Origin of the sequence: Flavobacterium sp. W1B (genome assembly GCF_047344965.1) — a bacterium.
Lineage (GTDB): Bacteria > Bacteroidota > Bacteroidia > Flavobacteriales > Flavobacteriaceae > Flavobacterium.
In genome coordinates, this window is the sequence record NZ_CP178845.1 from 2,137,313 (window position 1) to 2,157,779 (window position 20,467).

Here is a 20,467-nt window from a genome sequence, read left to right on the forward strand (position 1 = left end):
TTTTTTTGAATATATCGCTTTAGTTTATTAAAAGTTATTTCGTTAATAGATTGTTTTACAGAAAAAAGAGTTAAATTTAAGTGTTTATTTTCTACTTGTTTTTCTAAAAACCATCAAGATGAAATGCATAAAATTTTCTTTACTGAGTGCATTATTTTTGATTCTTTCTTGTTCAAAAAATACTGATGCAATAAAACCAGATCTAGGCAATATAACCGAAAGCGTTTATGCTTCGGGCGTTATCAAGGCTGATGGTCAATACACAGTATATTCTACCGTAAACGGAATCTTGCAAAGCGTGAATGTTACTGCTGGTCAAACGATAACCAAAGGGCAGTCGCTATTTCAACTGGAAAGTGATAAAGCGGAATTAAATACTGAAAACGCACGATTAGCCTATGAATTAAGTCAGCAAAACAATAGATTTATCCAGGATAAAATTGCTGATATGGAATTGAAAGTTCAATCTGCAAAAGATAAACTCAGCTTAGACGAATCCATTTACAACCGAAATAAAAACATAAGAAATCAAGGAGGAATTTCGGAAGTTGATTTTGAAAGAGTAGAACTTGCTTTTAAAAGTTCTAAAATCAATTATGAATCGGCAAAAAAACAATTGGCACAACTCAAAGCGCAATTGGAAAATGATCAAAATAGAAATAGCATCAATCTGAAATTTAATCAAAAGTCACAAAGCGATTTTAGTATTAAAAGTGCTTTTTCAGGAGAACTTTTTGATGTTTTGGTCAAAGAAGGAACATTGGTTACACCACAAACTCCTTTGGCAATAATAGGTCAGGCTAATTCATTTTTATTGGAATTTGAAGTAGATGAAAATGATATGGTTCGGGTTGAATTAGGTCAAAAAGCACTCGTAACAATGGACAGTTATAAAGGTGAAGTTTTTGATGCCATTGTAGATAAAATTTACCCTATTATGGATGAACGTTCCCGTACGTTTAAAATAGAAGCACATTTTGTAAATACACCCAAAAAACTCTATCCCAATCTTACGGCGGAAGCCAATATCATTGTCCAAACGAAAGAAAACGCCATTACCATTCCCAAAAATTATTTGATAGACAATGAATACGTTTTAGTTGATAAAAACGAAAAGCGGAAAGTGAAAATAGGTTTGAGTGATTACCAAAAAGTGGAAATTTTAGAAGGACTAAAAAAAGAGGAAACCATCTATAAACCCAAAGAATGAACTTCAAACTGATTTTAAATATTGCCTTCCATTTGCTAAAAGCGAGACTAAAACAAACCGTAGTTGCTGCTGTTGGCGTGACCTTTGGGATTGCAATGTTTATCGCTTTGGTCAGTTTTATGAATGGATTGAATAAAATGTTGGATGGATTAATGCTCAACAGAACACCACATATCCTTTTATACAATGAGGTGAAACCATCGGAAAATCAGCCCTTATCTTTGTCTGAGAACTATAAAAAGAATGCGAATTTTATTCATTCTATAAAGCCAAAAGACAGGGGGAAATCAATTTACAATAATATGTCTATTATTTTAACTTTAAAGCAAGACAAACGCATTATAGATGTGGCGCCAAAAGTGACTGCTTCGGTTTTATTTAACTCAGGAACGATTGAGATCTCCGGTTTTGTCAACGGTATCGATATACTTGCAGAGGACAAACTTTTTAAGATAAGCGATTACATAAAAGAAGGAAAGGTGACTGATTTAAGTCAAGTAGGCAGTATAATAATTGGAAAAGGTTTGGCTGATAAAATGTTACTTTCAATAGGTGATCTTATAAAAGTTTCAACTTCTAATGGAAATCTAGCTTCCTTAAAAATTGTGGGGATTTCTGAAATAGGAATTGCCGAGATAGACAATGTAATGAGTTATACTTCATTGGCTACAGCCCAAAAAATAGTGGGACAGCCTAAAAATTACATTACAGACATTCAAGTGAATTTGTATGATAAGGAGACCGCACCAGCCGTTGCAAAAGAGTTTAAGGACAAATTCAATTTGGATACAATTGATTACCAAACTGCAAATGCTCAATTTGAAACAGGGAGTACGATAAGAAGTATTATTTCATATTCAGTAGGGGTAGTGTTGCTAATAGTAGCCGGTTTTGGAATTTATAATATTTTGAATATGATGATTTATGAAAAAATGGATAGCATTGCCATTCTTAAAGCCACCGGTTTTTCTGGAAGCGACGTAAAATGGATATTTATTTCATTATCTATTATTATAGGACTTGCCGGAGGATTATTCGGATTGCTATTTGGATATATTTTTTCCAATATCATTGATGTCATTCCATTTAAAACTACTTCTTTGCCCACGGTAAAAACCTATCCGATTGATTATAATATCATTTATTATGTCATAGGAATTACTTTCGCGCTTTGCACAACAATTATTGCGGGTCTTTTTCCTGCTTTAAAAGCAAGCAAGGTTGATCCGGTCGAAATCATTAGAGGGAAATAGGTATGGAAGAGAATAATAAAGTCATTGAAACCATTGGTTTGACCAAATATTTTTATGATCCTGTGAAATTTCAGGTAATCAAAGGGATTGATTTGAGTATTAATCATGGTGATTTTGTCTCTATTGAAGGAAAATCAGGCTCAGGAAAATCGACCTTATTGTATTTGCTTTCTACGATGGATACTGATTATGAAGGACAATTGCTCATTCATAATGAGTTAGTAACAGGGCAAACGGATACTAATTTAGCCAAAATTAGAAGTGAAAAAATTGGCTTTGTTTTTCAATTTCATTATTTGCTGTTGGAATATAATGTTTTGAATAACGTAATGCTTCCCGGTTTAAAATTGGGGAAATATTCCAAAGAGGAATTGGAGCATCGTGCTATGGAGCATTTAAAAACGCTTGGGATGGAAGAACATGCTTTAAAAATGGCAAACCAGTTGAGCGGAGGTGAAAAACAGCGTGTTGCCATAGCTCGAGCATTGATAAATGATCCTTTGATTATTATGGGAGATGAGCCTACTGGAAACCTGGATAGAAAAAATGGAGATTTAGTTTTTGATATTTTCAATAAACTAGCGCAAGAATTCAATCAAACAATATTAGTTGTAACCCATGATAATGACTTTGCCCAAAAGACCGATAGAATAATCACCATGGAAGACGGCAGAATTCTTTCTTGATTCCCTTATTGAACCACGATATCGTATTTAGTCAATAATCCTTTTAGACCTTCTAAAGAAAACTGTGCTTTTTTGAGTTTTGTTTTCATCGGATCGATAGAGTAGTTGTAGCTGGTTCTAAAATCAGCTTTGTTAGCAATAGCTTTTTCAAATTCAGAACGATACAAATCACAATTGTTAAAAAGAACCTCGGTCAAGTCCGTACTCATAAAATCAACCGCAATAAGTCTGCAATTGGTGAACGTGGTTCCTTTCATTTTCAAGGTATAAAATTTAGAGAAATCCAAAACGCAATCCTTAAAATGAATTTCAAAAATGAGTTTGTCGCACATGGAAAAGTTAACGTCTTTTATTTTGCAATTATTAAAAGATACAGTTCTTAAAGCAACGTGATTTATTTTAGAATTATTGAAATTACAATTGTTGAAACTACAATCTATAAATGTGACAGCTATAAAATTGCATTGCGAAAAATCGCAATTGTTAAAAACACAGGATTCATATTCCTTGAAATTGACTTCCTCAATCCCATAAGTAATGTCATTGTATTGTAAGTCAAGGTTGTAATCGGGCATTTTTAAGAGATGTAAAGTTTGGTAAATATAGGCTAAACTAGAAATAAAAAATTGATTAATTTCTTATTTGTAAATCTTAAGTTTCTTGCGGAACATAAAAGGGAAATTCGCAGCTAAAATCAGCCAATTTTTGTAATATTGATTTTTAAATTACAAAATTCTATTCCAAATACAACAATCAATTAGCGATGTACGACAATTCAGAAAACTTAAAACTCTTTTGCCTGGAAGGCGTAAAAGATATAAGCGCTCCCGGTTCGAGCGTTATTTTTCGTTCGTTAGAAAATTTAGCTCTGCATCAGAGAATCACTAATATCTATAAAACCTGCGACAGTATTGAAAGTCTGGAGGAAAGTTTGAGCGCTTTACTTTATGCCGACCGCAATTTTAAGGATTATGAAATTTTATATCTGGTTTTTGAAGGAGAAGGAAATGCCATTGTTTTGGATGATTACTATTATAGCCTTGGTGAAATAGCAGAGTTCTTTGAAGGAAAACTTAGCGGTAAGATTTTGCATTTTGCCAATACCAAACTATTGGATTTGGATGAGGAAGAAGCGCAGTATTTCTTAGATGTAACAGGTGCAAGAGCTGTTTCGGGTTATAATAAAAAGGTGCCTGTTTTGAGCAGTATTATTGATAATGAATTCTTTGGATTGTGCCAGCAATATGATGATGTTGTAGAAATAGTAGAGGAATTGTATGCGCGTCATTATGCTTTGTGTAGCACAATGGGATTTACACTCTATTATTAAAAGCTAATATACTAGGCAGATTTAACGCTGATATGGTCGAATAACATATCAGATTTTGCTCCTAATTTTTTCTTGAGGCGTTGTTTCGATTTTTTAATAGCTTCTGTAGTGACCCCTAAGAGTTCTGCAGTTTCATTGTTGCTGAAATTCAATTTTTGCAACAATAATATCCTGATATTGGAGTCCGTGAGCTCCGGAAATTCAGTCAGCAACATATTGTAGAACTCTGAATGCTCTTTTTGAAATTCCCGTTTAAAGATATTCCAATTGCTTTCGGTCATTAAATGCGATTCTAACAAAGCATTAAGTTTTCCTTTTTTCTTTTCTAGATTATCGGATGGGGATTGTTTTAAATGCTCAATTTCATTTTTTAATTTCTTGATTTGTACATTCTTGTTTTTTAAATAGTCAATTTGAGCATTTAGATTATCATGAGCCAGAACCAGTTTTTGCTCTATTTTCAGCTTTTCCAATTCCATTGCTATTGCCTTTTGTTTGTATTCGAGTTGTTTGTTTTTTAGTTGTTTTTTGAAGTTTAGATAAATGAAAAAAGCTAACAAAATTAGCAATAGCGCTATAAAGGCGTAAATGTTTTTATGAAAAGATTCTTGTTTGTATTGGGCATTAGTTTGATCAAGCTTTTGCTGGAATTTTGTTTTCTCAATTATCCAGTTTACATTGTTTATTACTAAGGAACCATTTTTTGTTTTTATGGAGTTTTCCAGAATGCTCATTCGTCTTCTAAGTTCCAGTTCGTTATCGGTTTTATGGAGTTTTTGTAAGAGTGCTAATTTGAGTTTGACAATACTTAATTCCGAATTTTTAAAATAGGATTTTGATAGTGAAATTGCCTCGGCTTTTTTCAATGCAGCGTCAGCCGCTTCAAGATTATTGGTGTCAAGATATAATTGAGCCAATATAATTGAAGCAAACATGGTGTTTTGATGACTTTGGCAATATTCCGAAATGGCAATATCTTCTTTGATTAGGGAGATTGCTTTTTTAAAGTCTCCCTTTTTTTGGTATACTCGGGCAAGATTCCCCAAGACTTTGGCATAGCGTAGGCTGTCTTTAATTTTTTTGGATTGTTTAGCAGCCTCATTAAAATAGGATATTGCTTTTTGAAGATGGTTAGTATTCAGATAGTTTATACCTATGGCATCTGTAATACTGGCGTATTCTGAAGTGTTCTTAGAGGTATAGGTTTGTGCCAACTTTAAATAGTGCGAGGCTTCTTCATAATCGCCGATGGTTTGCATAATCCAGCCTATTTTTTTGAAAGATTCTCCCGGAAAAATCATTTCGTTGGGCGTTATATTCTTCATTTTGGCGAAGACTTCTAATAGTTGGGGAGTCATATTAGTATAATCCAAATAATGATAAAGGTAGCTTACATAGTTTAGCTGGGTCCATATCTCTAGTGGGAGATTCTTGATTTGAGCCGCATTGCTTATGGATTGCAAATAATAATAATCACTTCGTTTGTTGATTCGGTCATAGTAGTTACTATAACCGTTAGCAAGTAAGGCTTGATGAAGAACACTAAGAAGAGGTGTTTTAGCTAGAGGCTGGAGGTACTTTTTTAAGGCAATACTGTCTTTTTCAAAATGCTTTTGCTGGAGCAAAATTGCTTCAATATTTTTAATTTCATTTTTTGTTGACGGAATACTAAGGTTTTGAGACTGTAGATGAGCAACAAAAAACAATAGCAAAAAACAATAAGTCTTTTTAGAGAGCATTTACTTTTATCTTATTTTTCTGATTTGAGATAACGAAGATAGTAAAAATTAGCTACTTGCAAAAGAGGTGTTTTTTCTAAAATATTGATTTTATAGGAATTAATGCTAAAAATGTCCCCCATTTGTCCCCCTTTCTCTTGTATGTGTAGGTGACTTGTTGTAGTATTTTTGTGTTCCTAAATTATTTTAAAGACTGTAGTGACTCAAATAGATTTAATCTCAACTACCACTATGAATCAAAAAATCTTTTTACTGTTGTTCTAAATGGAGATGTGTGAGAATTTGTGGCTGGCTAGTAAACAAGTTGATTTGGGAGATTCTAAGAGTCTCTGTTACTTTTAATAAATCAAAATTATAAAATAGAATAGATGAAGAAACTTTACGTATTAATATTTAGCTTATTGTTTTTTACCTTAAATGCACAAATACATATTGGCTCAGGCAGTACAAGTACTACTGACATATTTCCTGTTTACGATAAGTGGTATGGTAATTCGTATACTCAGCAAATTGTATTGGCTAGTGAATATCAAAATGAAGAGGGTATTGCTGGGCCAATTACACAAATTAAATGGAAAATAACCAGTGGTGCCGAGGATGCTTCAGGATTTAATGACTTGGTCGTTTATTTGGGGCATACTACTAAAACTTCTTTTTCAAGTGCGAGTGATTTTATAGCTCCAGCAGCTCTTACTTCTGTCTTTTCAGGTGTTGTTTCTATTACCGCAAATAATCAGTGGTTCACAATTGATTTGGTTGTGCCTTTCAATTATAATGGTACGGATAATTTAGTGGTAGCGGTTTTCCAAAAGAGTGACGGTGTTTCATATCCTTATTTTGCTTCTTATACACCTTCTACTTCTGGAAATAGAGGTATATTGGCATATGGCTTTACTGTTGATGATAACAACCCAACGGCTAGTGCTATTTATTCTCAAGCACAAATAGCTCAAATTCAATTCACGGGTATAAAAGCGAATTGTTTAAAGCCAAACAATATAATTGTTTCGGATATTTTGGCTACTTCTGCCACTATTTCCTGGACGGCTTCTTTGTCTAACCCGGCCGCTGGTTACGAATACGAGATAAGAACTTCTGGCGCTCCCGGTAGCGGAGCCACAGGTTTGGTAGAAGCAAATACATCAGCTGCTGGAGTTACAACAGTGGCTATTACAAATTTAGATCCTAATAGGACGTATAATGTATTTGTTAGATCGAATTGTGGAGCGAATGATTTTAATTCTTGGTCAAATGTAGTTTCATTTACTACTCACTGCGATGCTGTAAATGTACCGTATACAATGCCTATTGATGCGGTGACAGTTCCAGCAATTCCTAATTGTGTGACGGTTCAAGATGCCAATAGTGATAGTAATACATGGAGAAGTACAACTACTCCGACTGGGTTTACCGGAAAAGCAATGGTATATTCTTCTAATAATACTGCCAATGATTGGTTTTATACGCAAGGCTTGAACTTGACGGCAGGACAAAATTACCGACTGAAATTTAAATATAGAAATTCAGGTGCTGTAGAAAAATTAAAAGTAAGTTATGGATCTGGTACAATCAATACCGCAATGATTACGGACTTATTTAACTTGGCCACAGGTACATCGAGTACGACTGTTGAAAAAATAATTGATTTTGCCCCCACAACATCGGGTGTTTATTACATCGGATTTCAAGCAAATACGAATATGTATCAATCAGGATCTTTGTACGTAGGAGATATATCGGTAGAGGAGTCCCCAACTTGTTTGGAGGTTACAGCAGTTTCTTATTCGGCAGTTACCAATTCTACTGCTACCATTTCCTGGAGTGCAAATGCTTTGGCTAGCCCAACTACTAGTTACGAGTATGAAATCAGAACTTCTGGAGCTCCCGAAAGTGGTGCTGACGGTTTGGTAACGGCAAGTACAACAGCCGCTGGAGTTACAACAGCTGCGATTACTAATTTAGCCCCCAATTCAACGTATAAGGTATATGTGAGAGCGAATTGCGACGCGAATGGTTTTAGTTCATGGTCGGATGCCGTTTCATTTACTACGCTCTGTACGGCCACCAATGTACCCTATACAATGCCTATTGATGCCGCGATAATTCCAGCAATTCCTGATTGTGTGACGGTTCAAGATGTCAATAATGATAGTAGAACATGGCAAAGTACTAATACTATTCCGACGGGCTTTGTTGAAAAAGCAATGGTATATATTAGTAATTACAACAATGCAGCCAATGATTGGTTGTATACGCAAGGTTTGAACTTGACGGCAGGACAAAATTACCGACTGAAATTCAAATATAAAGATTCAGGTTCTGTAGAAAAATTAAAAGTGAGTTATGGAGCTGGTGCAATCAATACCGCAATGACTACGGACTTGTTTAACGTGACCACAGGTACATCGGCTGCTACAGTTGAAAAAACAATTGATTTTACACCTACTACATCGGGTGTTTATTTCATAGGATTTCAAGCAAATACGAATGGGTATCAATCAGGATCTTTGTACATAGGAGATATATTGGTAGAGGAGTCTCCAACTTGTTTGGAGGTAACGTCAGTTTCTTTTTCAGCAGTTACCACTTCTACCGGTACCATTTCTTTGACTGCTAATGCTTTGGCTAGCCCAACTGCTAGTTACGAATACGAGATTAGAACTTCTGGTACAATGGGGAGCGGTTCTGTAGGACTTTTTCAAGAAGGTTCCCTAACAGTAATTAGTAGTACTAGTTTAAATATTTCAAATCTTCCTGTTGGTATTACTTATACTTTTTATATTAAATCAAATTGTGGAGGAGGTGATTTTTCAAGTATAGTTTCTACTTCATTTTTTATTGATGGACCTCCAGTTATTTTAAATAATAATAAAATGCGTATAGGTGATGGTAGTGTAACTTCAATCAATAGTAACGCCATTATGAAGCAGCCTTTTTATTATAATACCGCTACAAATAATTGGGTCCAGTTGACCTATGGTAATAGATCTTTTAAGAATGCTATTGGTATAAATGGTGCCGGAGCAAATGAATGGAATACTAATGGAAATATTGTAGCTGATCCAGTACTTAATAATATTAGTTTTGATTATTCTAATTATATTGTTACTGCAACCAATAAGGGTTATGGGGAAATTATTGCTACCGGGTACACAACAATTGATGGAAAATTATTGCAAATAAAATATACGTATAAACTAGAACGAAGTAGTAACTATTTAGTGGTTACTTGTTCAGTAAAAAACATGAGCTCCTCAACAATTACAAATGTAAGGAGTTGGTTTGGTGCGCAAGATGATTGGATTGGAGATGACGATACAACGACTAAAACAAAAGGTAATGTTGTAAATAATGAATTTTTGCCTATTAACAACATTTCAGATCGTTCGTCTTTTTTAAAAATTGAATCAAACCAAGAAGGAGCCTTTTTTTATACAACAAACGCCAAATCAAATACCCTAATGGGATCGTATAGTACTGCATTCGAAACCATAGATCCATATACTTCTCCAAAGTTGAATACGAATGATGGATGTTATGCTATATATACAAGACTGGGTGATTTAGCCCCTAATGAAAGCGAAGAATACGATGTGTATTATGCTGCAGGTTTGTTAACAGAAATAGAAGAAATTATTACACAAGTGGTTAATGCTAGTGGAGCAGTCTCAAACATAAAAATAAATTCTGCAGTATTCAAACCAACAACTAATCAAGAAGTTCATGGTTATTACGTTATTGTTCCTAATGGAGCCTTAGCACCAACAGCGGCTGAAATTATAACAGGAACTGATTATCAAGGGGTTTTGGTTGTGGATTCAGAAAATAAAATTATTATTCCGAATGCAAATAGTACTTTTCAAATAACAGGACTTGTACCAACTACAGATTATACGTTGTACTACGTAGCAGTAAATGAGAGTCTTAATAATATTCAGTCAGATATTGTAAGTGTGAATTTCACTACACTATCTCCACTAATAGCTAATATTAGTAAAACGGATGTTTGTTTCAATTCTTCAAATGGTATTGCAAAAGTTGAGCCAACAGGAGGGTTACCTCCTTATACTTATTTATGGAATAACGGAGCAACTACTCGTGAAATAACCAATTTAATGGTTGGAGATTATTCAGTAACAGTGACGGATTCTCAAAATAATTCAATAACAGGTAATATAAGTACTAATCAACTTGATGAAATAGTCATAGATAAAACAGTCAATGATGTTAGTTGTTTTGGGCAGAGTGATGGTTCTATTTCATTAGATATCTTAGGAGGAACAGGTCCATATTCCTATTTATGGAATGATGCCAATGCGAAAACTACAGCAACAGTGACAGGATTACCTAAAGGAATATATACTGTAATTGTTACCGATGCAAAGGGGTGTAGTGAAGAAAAAGAGATTACAGTAGCAGAACCTGCTTTAGTAACTGCTCCAACAGCAGCGGCTCAAGAATTCTGTATTGCGGAGAATAAAACGGTAGCTGATTTAACCACAACAAGCGGTACTGCTGTTAAGTGGTACGATGATGCCACAGACGGAACCGCTTTAGCTGTTACGACTGCTTTAACTACAGGAACCACTTATTACGCATCTCAAACGTTAAACGGTTGTGAGAGTGTGGGTAGAACACCAGTAGTCGTTACCATTCACAATACGGCTGCTCCAACAGCAAACGATCAAAGTTTCTGTATAGCAAATAATAAAACGGTAGCTGATTTAAGCACAACAGCTGGTACTGCTGTTAAATGGTATAGCGCTGCCACAGGCGGAACAGCTTTAGCAGGTACGACAGCTTTAACTACAGGAATGACTTATTATGCTTCTCAAACGTTAAACGGTTGTGAGAGTGTAGGTAGAACGCCAGTAATAGTTACGATTCACGATACGGCTGCTCCAACAGCAAGCTATCAAAGTTTCTGTATTGCAGAGGATAAAACCATTGGAGATTTAACAGCTACGGGAACTGCTGTTAAATGGTACGATGTTGCAACTGGCGGAAGTGTTTTAGCAACTTCAGAAGTTTTAGCAACGAAGATTTATTATGCAACGCAAACTTTAGACGGATGCGAAAGTGTAGGTAGAACTCCGATTAATGTTACCATTCACAATACGGCTGCTCCAACTGCAACAGCTCAAGAATTCTGTATTACAGAAGGCAAAACAGTTGGAGATTTAACAGCTACAGGAGCTGCTATTAAATGGTACGATGCTCTAACTGGCGGAAGTGCTTTAGCTATTTCAGAAGTTTTAGAAACTAAAATCTATTATGCAACGCAAACTTTAGACGGATGCGAAAGTGTAGGTAGAACATTAGTGAATGTTACTATTCACAATACGGCTGCTCCAATAGCAACAGCTCAAGAATTCTGTATCGCAGAGGGCAAAACAGTTGGAGATTTAACAGCTACAGGAGCTGCTATTAAATGGTACGATGTTGCAACTGGTGGAAGCGCTTTAGCAGGAACTACAGTTTTAACGACGAAGATTTATTATGCAACGCAAACTTTAAACGGATGCGAAAGTGTAGGAAGAACATTAGTGAATGTTACTATTCACCATACGGCTGCTCCAATAGCAGCAGCTCAAGAATTCTGTATTGCAGAGGGCAAAACAGTTGGAGATTTAACAGCTACAGGAGCTGCTATTAAATGGTACGATGTTGCAACTGGTGGAAGCGCTTTAGCAGGAACTACAGTTTTAACGACGAAGATTTATTATGCAACGCAAACTTTAAATGGATGCGAGAGTGTAGGTAGAACTCCAATTAATGTTACTATTCACAATACGGCTGCTCCAATGGCAACAGCCCAAGAATTCTGTATTGCAGAAAATAGCACTATAGCTAATTTAGTTTCAACAGGAACTGCTATTAAATGGTACGATGCTCTAACTGGCGGAAGTGTTTTAGCTATTTCAGAAGTTTTAGAAACGAAGATCTATTATGCTTCTCAAACTTTAAACGGATGCGAAAGTGTAAGCAGAACTCCAATTAATGTTACTATTCACAATACGGCTGCTCCAATGGCAACAGCTCAAGAATTCTGTATTGCAGAGGATAAAACCATTGGAGATTTAACAGCTACGGGAACTGCTATTAAATGGTACGATGCTCTAACTGACGGAAGTGCTTTAGCTATTTCAGAAGTTTTAGAAACTAAGATCTATTATGCTACCCAAACTTTAGACGGATGCGAAAGTGTAAGCAGAACTCCGGTTAATGTAACCATTCACAATACGGCTGCTCCAATGGCAATAGCCCAAGAATTCTGTATTGTAGAAGGCAAAACAGTTGGAGATTTAACAGCTACAGGAGCTGCCATTAAATGGTACGATGTTGCAACTGGTGGAAGCGCTTTAGCAGGAACTACAGTTTTAACGACGAAGATTTATTATGCAACGCAAACTTTAAATGGATGCGAGAGTGTAGGTAGAACTCCAATTAATGTTACTATTCACAATACGGCTGCTCCAATGGCAACAGCCCAAGAATTCTGTATTGCAGAAAATAGCACTATAGCTAATTTAGTTTCAACAGGAACTGCTATTAAATGGTACGATGCTCTAACTGGCGGAAGTGTTTTAGCTATTTCAGAAGTTTTAGAAACGAAGATCTATTATGCTTCTCAAACTTTAAACGGATGCGAAAGTGTAAGCAGAACTCCAATTAATGTTACTATTCACAATACGGCTGCTCCAATGGCAACAGCTCAAGAATTCTGTATTGCAGAGGATAAAACCATTGGAGATTTAACAGCTACGGGAACTGCTATTAAATGGTACGATGCTCTAACTGACGGAAGTGCTTTAGCTATTTCAGAAGTTTTAGAAACTAAGATCTATTATGCTACCCAAACTTTAGACGGATGCGAAAGTGTAAGCAGAACTCCGGTTAATGTAACCATTCACAATACGGCTGCTCCAATGGCAATAGCCCAAGAATTCTGTATTGCAGAAGGCAAAACAGTTGGAGATTTAACAGCTACAGGAGCTGCCATTAAATGGTACGATGTTGCAACTGGCGGAAGTGTTTTAGCAACTTCAGAAGTTTTAACGACGAAGATCTATTATGCTTCTCAAACTTTAAACGGATGCGAAAGTGTAGGCAGAACTCCAATTAATGTTACTATTCACAATACGGCTGCTCCAATAACAACAGCCCAAGAATTCTGTATTGCTGATAATAGCACTATAGCTAATTTAGTTGCAACAGGAACTGCTATTAAATGGTATGCTGCTCTAACTGGCGGAAGTGCTTTAGCTATTTCAGAAGTTTTAACGATGAAGATTTATTATGCAACGCAAACTTTAAACGGTTGTGAAAGTGTGGATAGAACGCCAGTAATAGTTACTATTCACAATACGGCTGCTCCAACTGCAACAGCCCAAGAATTCTGTATTGCAGAGGGCAAAACAGTTGGAGATTTAACAGCTACGGGAACGGCTATAAAATGGTACGATGTTGCAACTGGCGGAAGCGCTTTAGTTATTTCAGAAGTTTTAGAAACTAAGATCTATTATGCTTCTCAAACGTTAAACGGTTGTGAGAGTGTGCTTAGGACAGCTGTTAATGTGACTATTCCAAACACAACAGTGCAAGTAGTTTCAAATCAAGAGTTTTGTGCAATTGATGAGCCTGTTGTTGCTGACATTGCAATAAACAATCAAAACGTTCAATGGTACGCCAATGCAACTACTACCACGGTTTTGTCGGTTACGACAAGACTAATATCAGGTACTTATTATGTAGCTGCAGCGATTGGAAATTGTTATAGTGAGCGTGTGCCTGTATCTGTTATTGTAAATGACGCAGCAATTCCTACCGGTGAAGCAATACAATATTCTTGTACGGAGAAAAAAGCAACTATAATTGATTTGAAAACCGATCAAAGAGAAGTGGTTTGGTATGACGCAGCTACAGGAGGAACTCCATTAGATTTTACAACTCCACTTGAAAATAACAAAAGATACTATGCTGCTTATTTGGGAGAAAACTGTGAAAGTGCACAACGATTAGAGGTTGAAGTCATTCAACGTTATTGTGATGTTAGAATACACAATGGAATATCTGCCAATGGAGATGGGAAAAATGATTATTTATCCGTTGAAGGTGTTACTCAATTCACTGATAATACGATTGAAATTTTTAATAGTACGGGAGCGTTGGTTTACAAAACGGAACGATATGGTTTAAACGGAAATGTATTTAGTGGTTATTCTAACACTGGATATAAATCAAGTGGGACATTACTTTCTATAGGAACCTATTATTATGCATTTAACTTTACCAACAACGATGGGAAACCTATTGTTAAAACAGGATTCTTGCATTTAACCTATTAATTTACAGAAAAGAAAAAAATGAAATTTAAATACCTCTATATTCTATTTATTGCTGCTTTATTTTCGGTAAAGGCGCAACAGAATCCTCAGTTTTCTGATTATAAATTAAATAGATCTATTTTTAATCCAGCCTTTGGAGGCTTCTTTGACGGAAGTGTTTTACTTCTTAACAGAAGTCAGTTCTCAGGTATGGACGGAGCTCCTAAAAGTATAAACTTAAATGTAAATGCGCCACTTTCCGTTAATACGGGAATGGCCGTTAACGTTTTGAGTGAAAAAATTGGAGTTACAGATGAGTTTACCCTTGCGGCGGATTACTCATATACCCTTTATCTTGGCGAAATAAACATGTTAACCTTTGGTCTAAAAGGCGGTTTTAGTAATCTGAATGTCGATTATTCAAGACTTGATTTAGATGATAATACGGATGTTAGTTTTGCCAATAATATCGAAAATAAAATATCGCCAAGAGTGGGTGTTGGGTTTTTATTCAATACCGCTAATTGGTATATTGGTGTTTCTACTCCTAATTTTATTAAAGAAACTTACAATCCAACAATAGGTGGAGTGACGGTTTCAAAATCACCTAATGTTTTTTTCAACACAGGTTATAATATGGAGTTGAACAGCGATTTGGTTTTTGAACCATCAATATTGGCCAAGTATGTTGAGGATGCTCCTTTAGCAATTGATTTTGCTTTTAATTTTGAATACCGAGAAGTATTTCGTTTTGGAGCATCTTATCGTTGGGATAATGCCATCACCGGTTTAATTGGCTTTGAACTTTTGGAAGATTTTCAAGCGGGCTATGCCTATGATTACAACATTAATGCACTGGCTAAATATGCTCCAAGTTCGCACCAATTTTACTTAAAATATACCTTTAAGCGTCCGAAAGAGCTTTTCAGGCAATGGCAGTTGTAGTTTTACGGATTCGACGAACAATATTGGTTTTTAATAATAATTTAAATTTATTTTATTTTCAAGTTTTGGATATATTAACTAGCGAAGAAATATCGTTAAGAAAAAGTGGATTCAATTTTAAATAAAATCAATCATAGTTCGAATTAGCTTATTTATACAAATTTCCGGCTACTCGTTCTAGAATCGATTTTGGCAAAAGCCAGGCAAAGAAAACTCCTAATTGGTTGACAAATCCAGTTACAATTTCAGCTTTCTTAGCAAACATTCCATTTAAGGCTATTTTGGCTACCTGCTCAGGAGTCATGTTTAGTTTTTCGGCAGCTTTTAGTGCTTTTTCCCCCACTTTTGCTCTAAAAGCAAAACCGGTATCGGTAGCTCCAGGGGAAACGGAAGTGACCGAAACGGAAGAGCCTAATAATTCGTGACGGAGTCCTCTGCTGAAATTTAAAACAAAAGCCTTCGTAGCGGCGTATAAACTCAATCCCGGAACTGCTTGATAAGCAGCCGTACTGGCTATATTGAGGATATAAGCTTGTTTTTGTTGATTTAGCATTGGTAAAAACAGCTGACACATTTGAACCAAGGTATTCATGTTTAAGAGCATCATGTTCATATTATCATTAATAGAAGATAACTTAAAGAAGCCGCTGAGTCCGTATCCGGCGTTATTTATTAGAATATGAACCTGATAATTATTATTTTCACACCAATGATATACTTGATTGGCGCTGTCATTTATAGATAGATCGATGGCCAGATATTCCACTTTTATTTGATGTTTTTCGGAGAGATTAGCAGCTATTTTTTTTAATTCATCACCAGAACGGGCAACTAAAAGTAAATTGTATTTTCGGTTTGCTAATTCTTCGGCAATGGCTTTACCAATACCCTTGCTGGCACCGGTAATAAGGGCGTAGGTCATCTGTTTAGATTTTTATTAACTATTTATCGATGTACTTTTCGGGTAAACCAGTGATAAAAAGGAGTTTTACTGTTTTCGGATTTTGGATTGTATTTTCCGGTAATGATGGGAACATACATTACTCTCCGTCGGCTTTTTTCGCCAAAATGGGGTGATTGTTGTACCCGATGCCAAATTCGTCCATCATGAACTGTCAAATCACCTGCATCGATGTCAAAACCTACTTCATCTGGGTCAGGAGTATGGTCGACAAAATATTTTTTACCAAATAATAGATGTAGCATATTTTGTTTATGCGTACCGGCAAGTACCCTTAATCCGCCATTTTCGTATGGACAATTATCTAAATGGATACCTACATTTAACATGGGCATCATTTTTTGACCTAAAAAGAAATCCCTAGGGCAATCAGTATGCCAACCCATTTGCGAAAAGGAGCTATTTGGAGTTCTAATATAATTGTTAAGCACCAAGCCGTCTTTTTCATCTTCGCCAATTCGACCCTCATAGGGCTGTAATAAATCTATTAAAGCTTGTAAACGGGAATCTTTCAATAAATCATGTAGCATCTCGCTTTCTTTTGAAAGGAAACAAAAACGCTGGATTGTTTTGTTGTCATATTCATCCTTTCCAAATTTCAGTGGAATCCCATTTACTTTATCCCTACCATCTTCAAGCCATTTTTTTTCAATTCGGGAAGCTTCTTCTAAAAGTAATTGTACAGTGGATTTTGGAAAGAAATTACGGAATTTAATAATTCCATATTGGTTAAAATAAGAAACTTGTTCTGGAGTGATTTCATTTCCTAGGGTGAAATTGGGACAGTCTAGTTTTTTCATAATTCTGATCCATCTCGTGCTTAGCTTTACCGTTGTGTATTTATAATTAACTACAGCTTAGGTAATTTTTTTTTTTGTACTTATCAAATATAATGAATTTAGCTTTTGGCAGAAAATTTAATGAGAATTTTCTTTGTTAAAAATAATTTTAGTTTAATGTTGTTGGGTTATTTTTTTGGCTAATCGCCATATTAAATAAGTAAAAATCGGAGCCGCAACAATATCAATAGTATAGTGTACGTGCTGAATTAATAATAAGATGGAAACTGCTGAGGTTACCACAAAAACGATAATTTTCTCTTTTTTGTTAACTAAACACAATCCCATTAAAAAAACAGTGGCAGTATGCCCCGAGAAAAATAGATCTTTGGTGATGAATTTAGAGCCATAAAAAGCATTACTTAATGGATCCGCTAAGGCAATTAATCCAGTAGGGGCGTTTAATGGTACTAAACTAATGCTGATAATACGTGATAAACATAAGATGACATAGGCCGATAGAAAAGTGAGAAGAATTTGAGGGTTCTGGATTGACCGGACAAGAATCAAAATGGCCGAAGCCCATATACAGATAAAAATAGCTAAAGATACATTATGAGCTGGAATCAGGTTGAGTAACCAATCGTTTAGTAAAATACCGTTTCTAGCTTCGATTGTTTGGAAAAACCATGGAAAAAAGGCTAGAATAATAAGAATTGACCCAATACTAATAGATAGCTGTTTGCAATAACTGCTGGAAGCGAAAGCATTACTCCAATTTTTTTTAAAAGAAAAGCTATTACTATTAGTCATATTTTGCGTTTAGAAATGAACTAATTTACGTTAATTCATTTTTAAGTCCAAAAAACATTGTAAATTAACTAATATATTGATTTTTAGAGTTTTTTGTTGTCGTAAAAAACCATTCACAAAAGAACTGTCATAGATGAGCAATTCAAATTATTTAAAGTATAATCAAGTAAATTAAAATCGGATGGATTCGTATTGTTGATAAAAACTTTGTTTTGTCAAAATGATTTGCCACAAGTTCAAACGTCGTGATCGGAAAGAAGCAGCTGCAGTACACAAATAATAATTCCACATTCTGTAAAAAGTAGTGTCGTAATCTAGGCTTAGCGTTTCCTAGGAATTTTTAAAATTTTCTTTCCATGACATCACCTTTTTCGGTTAAATTTCGGTAAATCATATCGATGAATTTTCCGTAATTTTTAGGCCCTACATGCTCCAGCATTCCGATAGAAACGACGCGGTAAAACTTTTCATCGATATCTCTATAATCTTGAAATCGAATTTCTACATTTAAATTCCTGCATCTTTCGATAGCTAATTTCTTCTGTTCGTTCGAAATAGTCATTCCTACTACATTTACTTTGTAATTCTTTGCAGCATAACAGGGAAATCCTCCCCAACCACAACCAATATCAAGTACTTTCAGGTCGGGTTTTAAATCTAATTTTATTCTTTAGCGGGTGTTTTTTTAGCTTCTTTGGCTTTCTTTTTAAAATATCCTTTTAATAGAAAATTGTGTCGAACAGCCTCAAGATCTTCATCTAATTTTTCGGAACTACTTTCCAAATTTTTTATTGTCTTTTTCAAATAGAGAGCCGTCTCTTCATCCTGTAACAAAACGCCAATAGTAGTGTTGGGATTGTTGCTCGCTTCTTTTAGATTGGTTACAAATAAATTAGCTGCTTCGGACATTTGGTGCAATTGTAAAGCTGATTTTTTGATTGAACTAAAAACGATTGTATCTGTTACTAATTCATTGGCAAGAGTTCCTCTTTTATTTAATTTTGAACTGAAATTACTAAGGGAACCGATTAATTCTTTTGCTTTTGCAGAAGCATCATTAAGCGATACAGTTGCCGAATTGATGTTGTTGTATAAGGTATTATCGTTCAATAATTTCCCAATTGTTCCTTCGCTGGTGGTTAGTTTTTTGCTGATGGATTTAAAATCGGTTGTGATAGCTAGAATATTTTCATTGTTTTTCTGTAAAGTATTCAAAATATTTTCAGTTGAAATTGATTTTTCAACTGATAAGGTGTCACCTTCTTGCACAGCATCGTACTTTGAAGTACCGCCATAAATAACAATAACTTTGTTCCCTATAAGTCCATCAGTACTTATTTTGACCTTGGCATCTTTGCGAATATAATTTTGAGCGTTTTTTTCAACATTTAAGTTTACTAAAACATAGGTTTTATCATTGATGCTTACTTTGCCTACAGTGCCTATTTTGACGCCTGAAAACCAAATATTATCTCCCTTTTGAAGCCCATTTACGTTATCGAAAAGAGTAACTAGCTGCATTTTTTTTTTGAAAGTTTCATGCAAATTACCTACCATTAGAATTCCCACAATTAGAAAAACTAATCCTAAAAAAATAAAAAGACCTACAATTATAGCGCGTTTATTTGGTGATTCGTTCATGGCTTATTGTATAAAATTATATGCAAAAAACTCTTTTACTTGTTCATTATCTAAGTTTAAAACGTCTTCAAATTTTCCGACTTTCAAAAAATTTCCATCAATCAACATGGCGATGCGGTCACAGGTATTTTTGGCGCAGGTAAGATCGTGGGTAATAATAATTGAAGTGGTTTTATATCTTTGTTGCACTTCGATAATAAGGTCATTAATTTCAGCACAGGTAATTGGGTCTAATCCGGCGGTAGGTTCATCGTATAGCATTATTTCGGGCTTAAGAATCAATGTTCTTGCAATGCCTATTCTCTTGCGTTGTCCTCCGGAAAGATCTGCCGGCATTTCCTTTATTTTGTCTTTTAAACCTACTGCATCCAGTGCCTCTTCAACCGCATTATCTACTTGTTTTTTAGTGAGATGTTTTACATTCATTCTCAACGGAAATGCCAGATTTTGATAGACATTCATACTATCATATAAAGCGCTATTTTGAAAAGAAAATCCAATTCGCAACCGCAATTCGTCTAATTCTTTTCCGTGTAGTTTATCGACTTGCTTTCCTAAGACTGTTACTTCGCCTTTGTCTTGTTTCAATAATCCCACGATAATTTTTATCAAGACTGATTTACCAGAACCGGATTTGCCCAATACCGCAATATTTTCACCTCTATAAACAGTCAAGTCGATGCCTTTTAAAACCTCTAATTCGCCAAAGGATTTATGCAATTCACTAATGATTACTACCGTTTCTTCCTTGTTAATAGTATGTTGTATTTTGTCTTTTTCCAT

Annotated in this window: 14 protein-coding genes; 6 read left to right on the forward strand and 8 right to left on the reverse strand. The window is 35.2% G+C overall.

Features of this window, described 5'->3' with window-relative positions; translation table 11 throughout:
- Window positions 1-118 precede the first annotated feature (118 nt).
- The 3 genes from ACMDB5_RS09240 to ACMDB5_RS09250 are packed head-to-tail and all read left to right on the forward strand — an operon-like array spanning window position 119 to window position 3,149.
- Complete coding sequence (locus tag ACMDB5_RS09240; protein ID WP_413997975.1) at window positions 119-1,210, forward strand: efflux RND transporter periplasmic adaptor subunit; 1,092 nt, start codon at window positions 119-121, stop codon at window positions 1,208-1,210.
- Window positions 1,207-2,463 carry an ABC transporter permease gene (locus ACMDB5_RS09245; RefSeq protein WP_413997976.1) on the forward strand — a complete coding sequence of 419 codons (1,257 nt, stop codon included), beginning with the start codon at window positions 1,207-1,209 and terminating at the stop codon, window positions 2,461-2,463. The genes ACMDB5_RS09240 and ACMDB5_RS09245 overlap by 4 nt, the downstream gene beginning before the upstream one ends.
- Before the next feature lie 2 nt (window positions 2,464-2,465).
- On the forward strand, window positions 2,466-3,149 hold the full coding sequence (locus ACMDB5_RS09250) for an ABC transporter ATP-binding protein (protein WP_413997977.1): 684 nt from the start codon (window positions 2,466-2,468) through the stop codon (window positions 3,147-3,149).
- A 5-nt stretch (window positions 3,150-3,154) separates the two neighbouring features.
- Here the strand turns inward: ACMDB5_RS09250 and ACMDB5_RS09255 are convergent, their stop codons facing one another.
- Entirely contained in the window at window positions 3,155-3,724 is a 570-nt protein-coding gene (locus ACMDB5_RS09255; RefSeq protein ID WP_413997978.1) for a pentapeptide repeat-containing protein, read from the reverse strand.
- A 188-nt stretch (window positions 3,725-3,912) separates the two neighbouring features.
- Here ACMDB5_RS09255 and ACMDB5_RS09260 point away from each other — a divergent pair, with 188 nt between their 5' ends.
- Window positions 3,913-4,479 carry a DUF6642 family protein gene (locus ACMDB5_RS09260; RefSeq protein WP_413997979.1) on the forward strand — a complete coding sequence of 189 codons (567 nt, stop codon included), beginning with the start codon at window positions 3,913-3,915 and terminating at the stop codon, window positions 4,477-4,479.
- Window positions 4,480-4,490: 11 nt separating this feature from the next.
- Here ACMDB5_RS09260 and ACMDB5_RS09265 read toward each other — a convergent pair whose 3' ends face one another.
- Window positions 4,491-6,104, reverse strand: coding sequence for a tetratricopeptide repeat protein (locus ACMDB5_RS09265; RefSeq protein WP_413997980.1), 1,614 nt, complete (start codon window positions 6,102-6,104; stop codon window positions 4,491-4,493).
- Between the two features lie 482 nt (window positions 6,105-6,586).
- On the opposite strand from ACMDB5_RS09265, the gene ACMDB5_RS09270 reads away from it, so the two are divergent.
- Window positions 6,587-14,566: a fibronectin type III domain-containing protein gene (locus ACMDB5_RS09270; protein ID WP_413997981.1), complete on the forward strand. Its 7,980-nt coding sequence runs from the start codon at window positions 6,587-6,589 to the stop codon at window positions 14,564-14,566.
- Window positions 14,567-14,584: 18 nt separating this feature from the next.
- Window positions 14,585-15,490 (forward strand): type IX secretion system membrane protein PorP/SprF, encoded by a 906-nt coding sequence (locus ACMDB5_RS09275; protein WP_413997982.1) that lies wholly within the window; start codon window positions 14,585-14,587, stop codon window positions 15,488-15,490.
- A gap of 148 nt (window positions 15,491-15,638) precedes the next feature.
- On the opposite strand, the gene ACMDB5_RS09280 is transcribed toward ACMDB5_RS09275, so the two are convergent.
- From ACMDB5_RS09280 to ACMDB5_RS09305, 6 genes are all read right to left on the reverse strand, one after another.
- Complete coding sequence (locus tag ACMDB5_RS09280; protein WP_413997983.1) at window positions 15,639-16,412, reverse strand: SDR family NAD(P)-dependent oxidoreductase; 774 nt, start codon at window positions 16,410-16,412, stop codon at window positions 15,639-15,641.
- A 23-nt stretch (window positions 16,413-16,435) separates the two neighbouring features.
- Window positions 16,436-17,251: a phytanoyl-CoA dioxygenase family protein gene (locus ACMDB5_RS09285; protein ID WP_413997984.1), complete on the reverse strand. Its 816-nt coding sequence runs from the start codon at window positions 17,249-17,251 to the stop codon at window positions 16,436-16,438.
- A gap of 153 nt (window positions 17,252-17,404) precedes the next feature.
- On the reverse strand, window positions 17,405-18,043 hold the full coding sequence (locus ACMDB5_RS09290) for a phosphatase PAP2-related protein (protein ID WP_413997985.1): 639 nt from the start codon (window positions 18,041-18,043) through the stop codon (window positions 17,405-17,407).
- 340 nt (window positions 18,044-18,383) lie between these two features.
- The gene (locus ACMDB5_RS09295; protein WP_414000374.1) at window positions 18,384-18,710 is read right to left on the reverse strand and encodes a class I SAM-dependent methyltransferase; all 327 of its coding nucleotides are present in this window, start codon (window positions 18,708-18,710) and stop codon (window positions 18,384-18,386) included.
- Window positions 18,707-19,684, reverse strand: a complete 978-nt coding sequence (locus tag ACMDB5_RS09300) for an MlaD family protein (protein WP_413997986.1) — start codon at window positions 19,682-19,684, stop codon at window positions 18,707-18,709. Before ACMDB5_RS09300 ends, ACMDB5_RS09295 begins: the two co-directional genes overlap by 4 nt.
- 3 nt (window positions 19,685-19,687) lie before the next feature.
- Window positions 19,688-20,467 (reverse strand): ABC transporter ATP-binding protein, encoded by a 780-nt coding sequence (locus ACMDB5_RS09305; RefSeq protein WP_413997987.1) that lies wholly within the window; start codon window positions 20,465-20,467, stop codon window positions 19,688-19,690.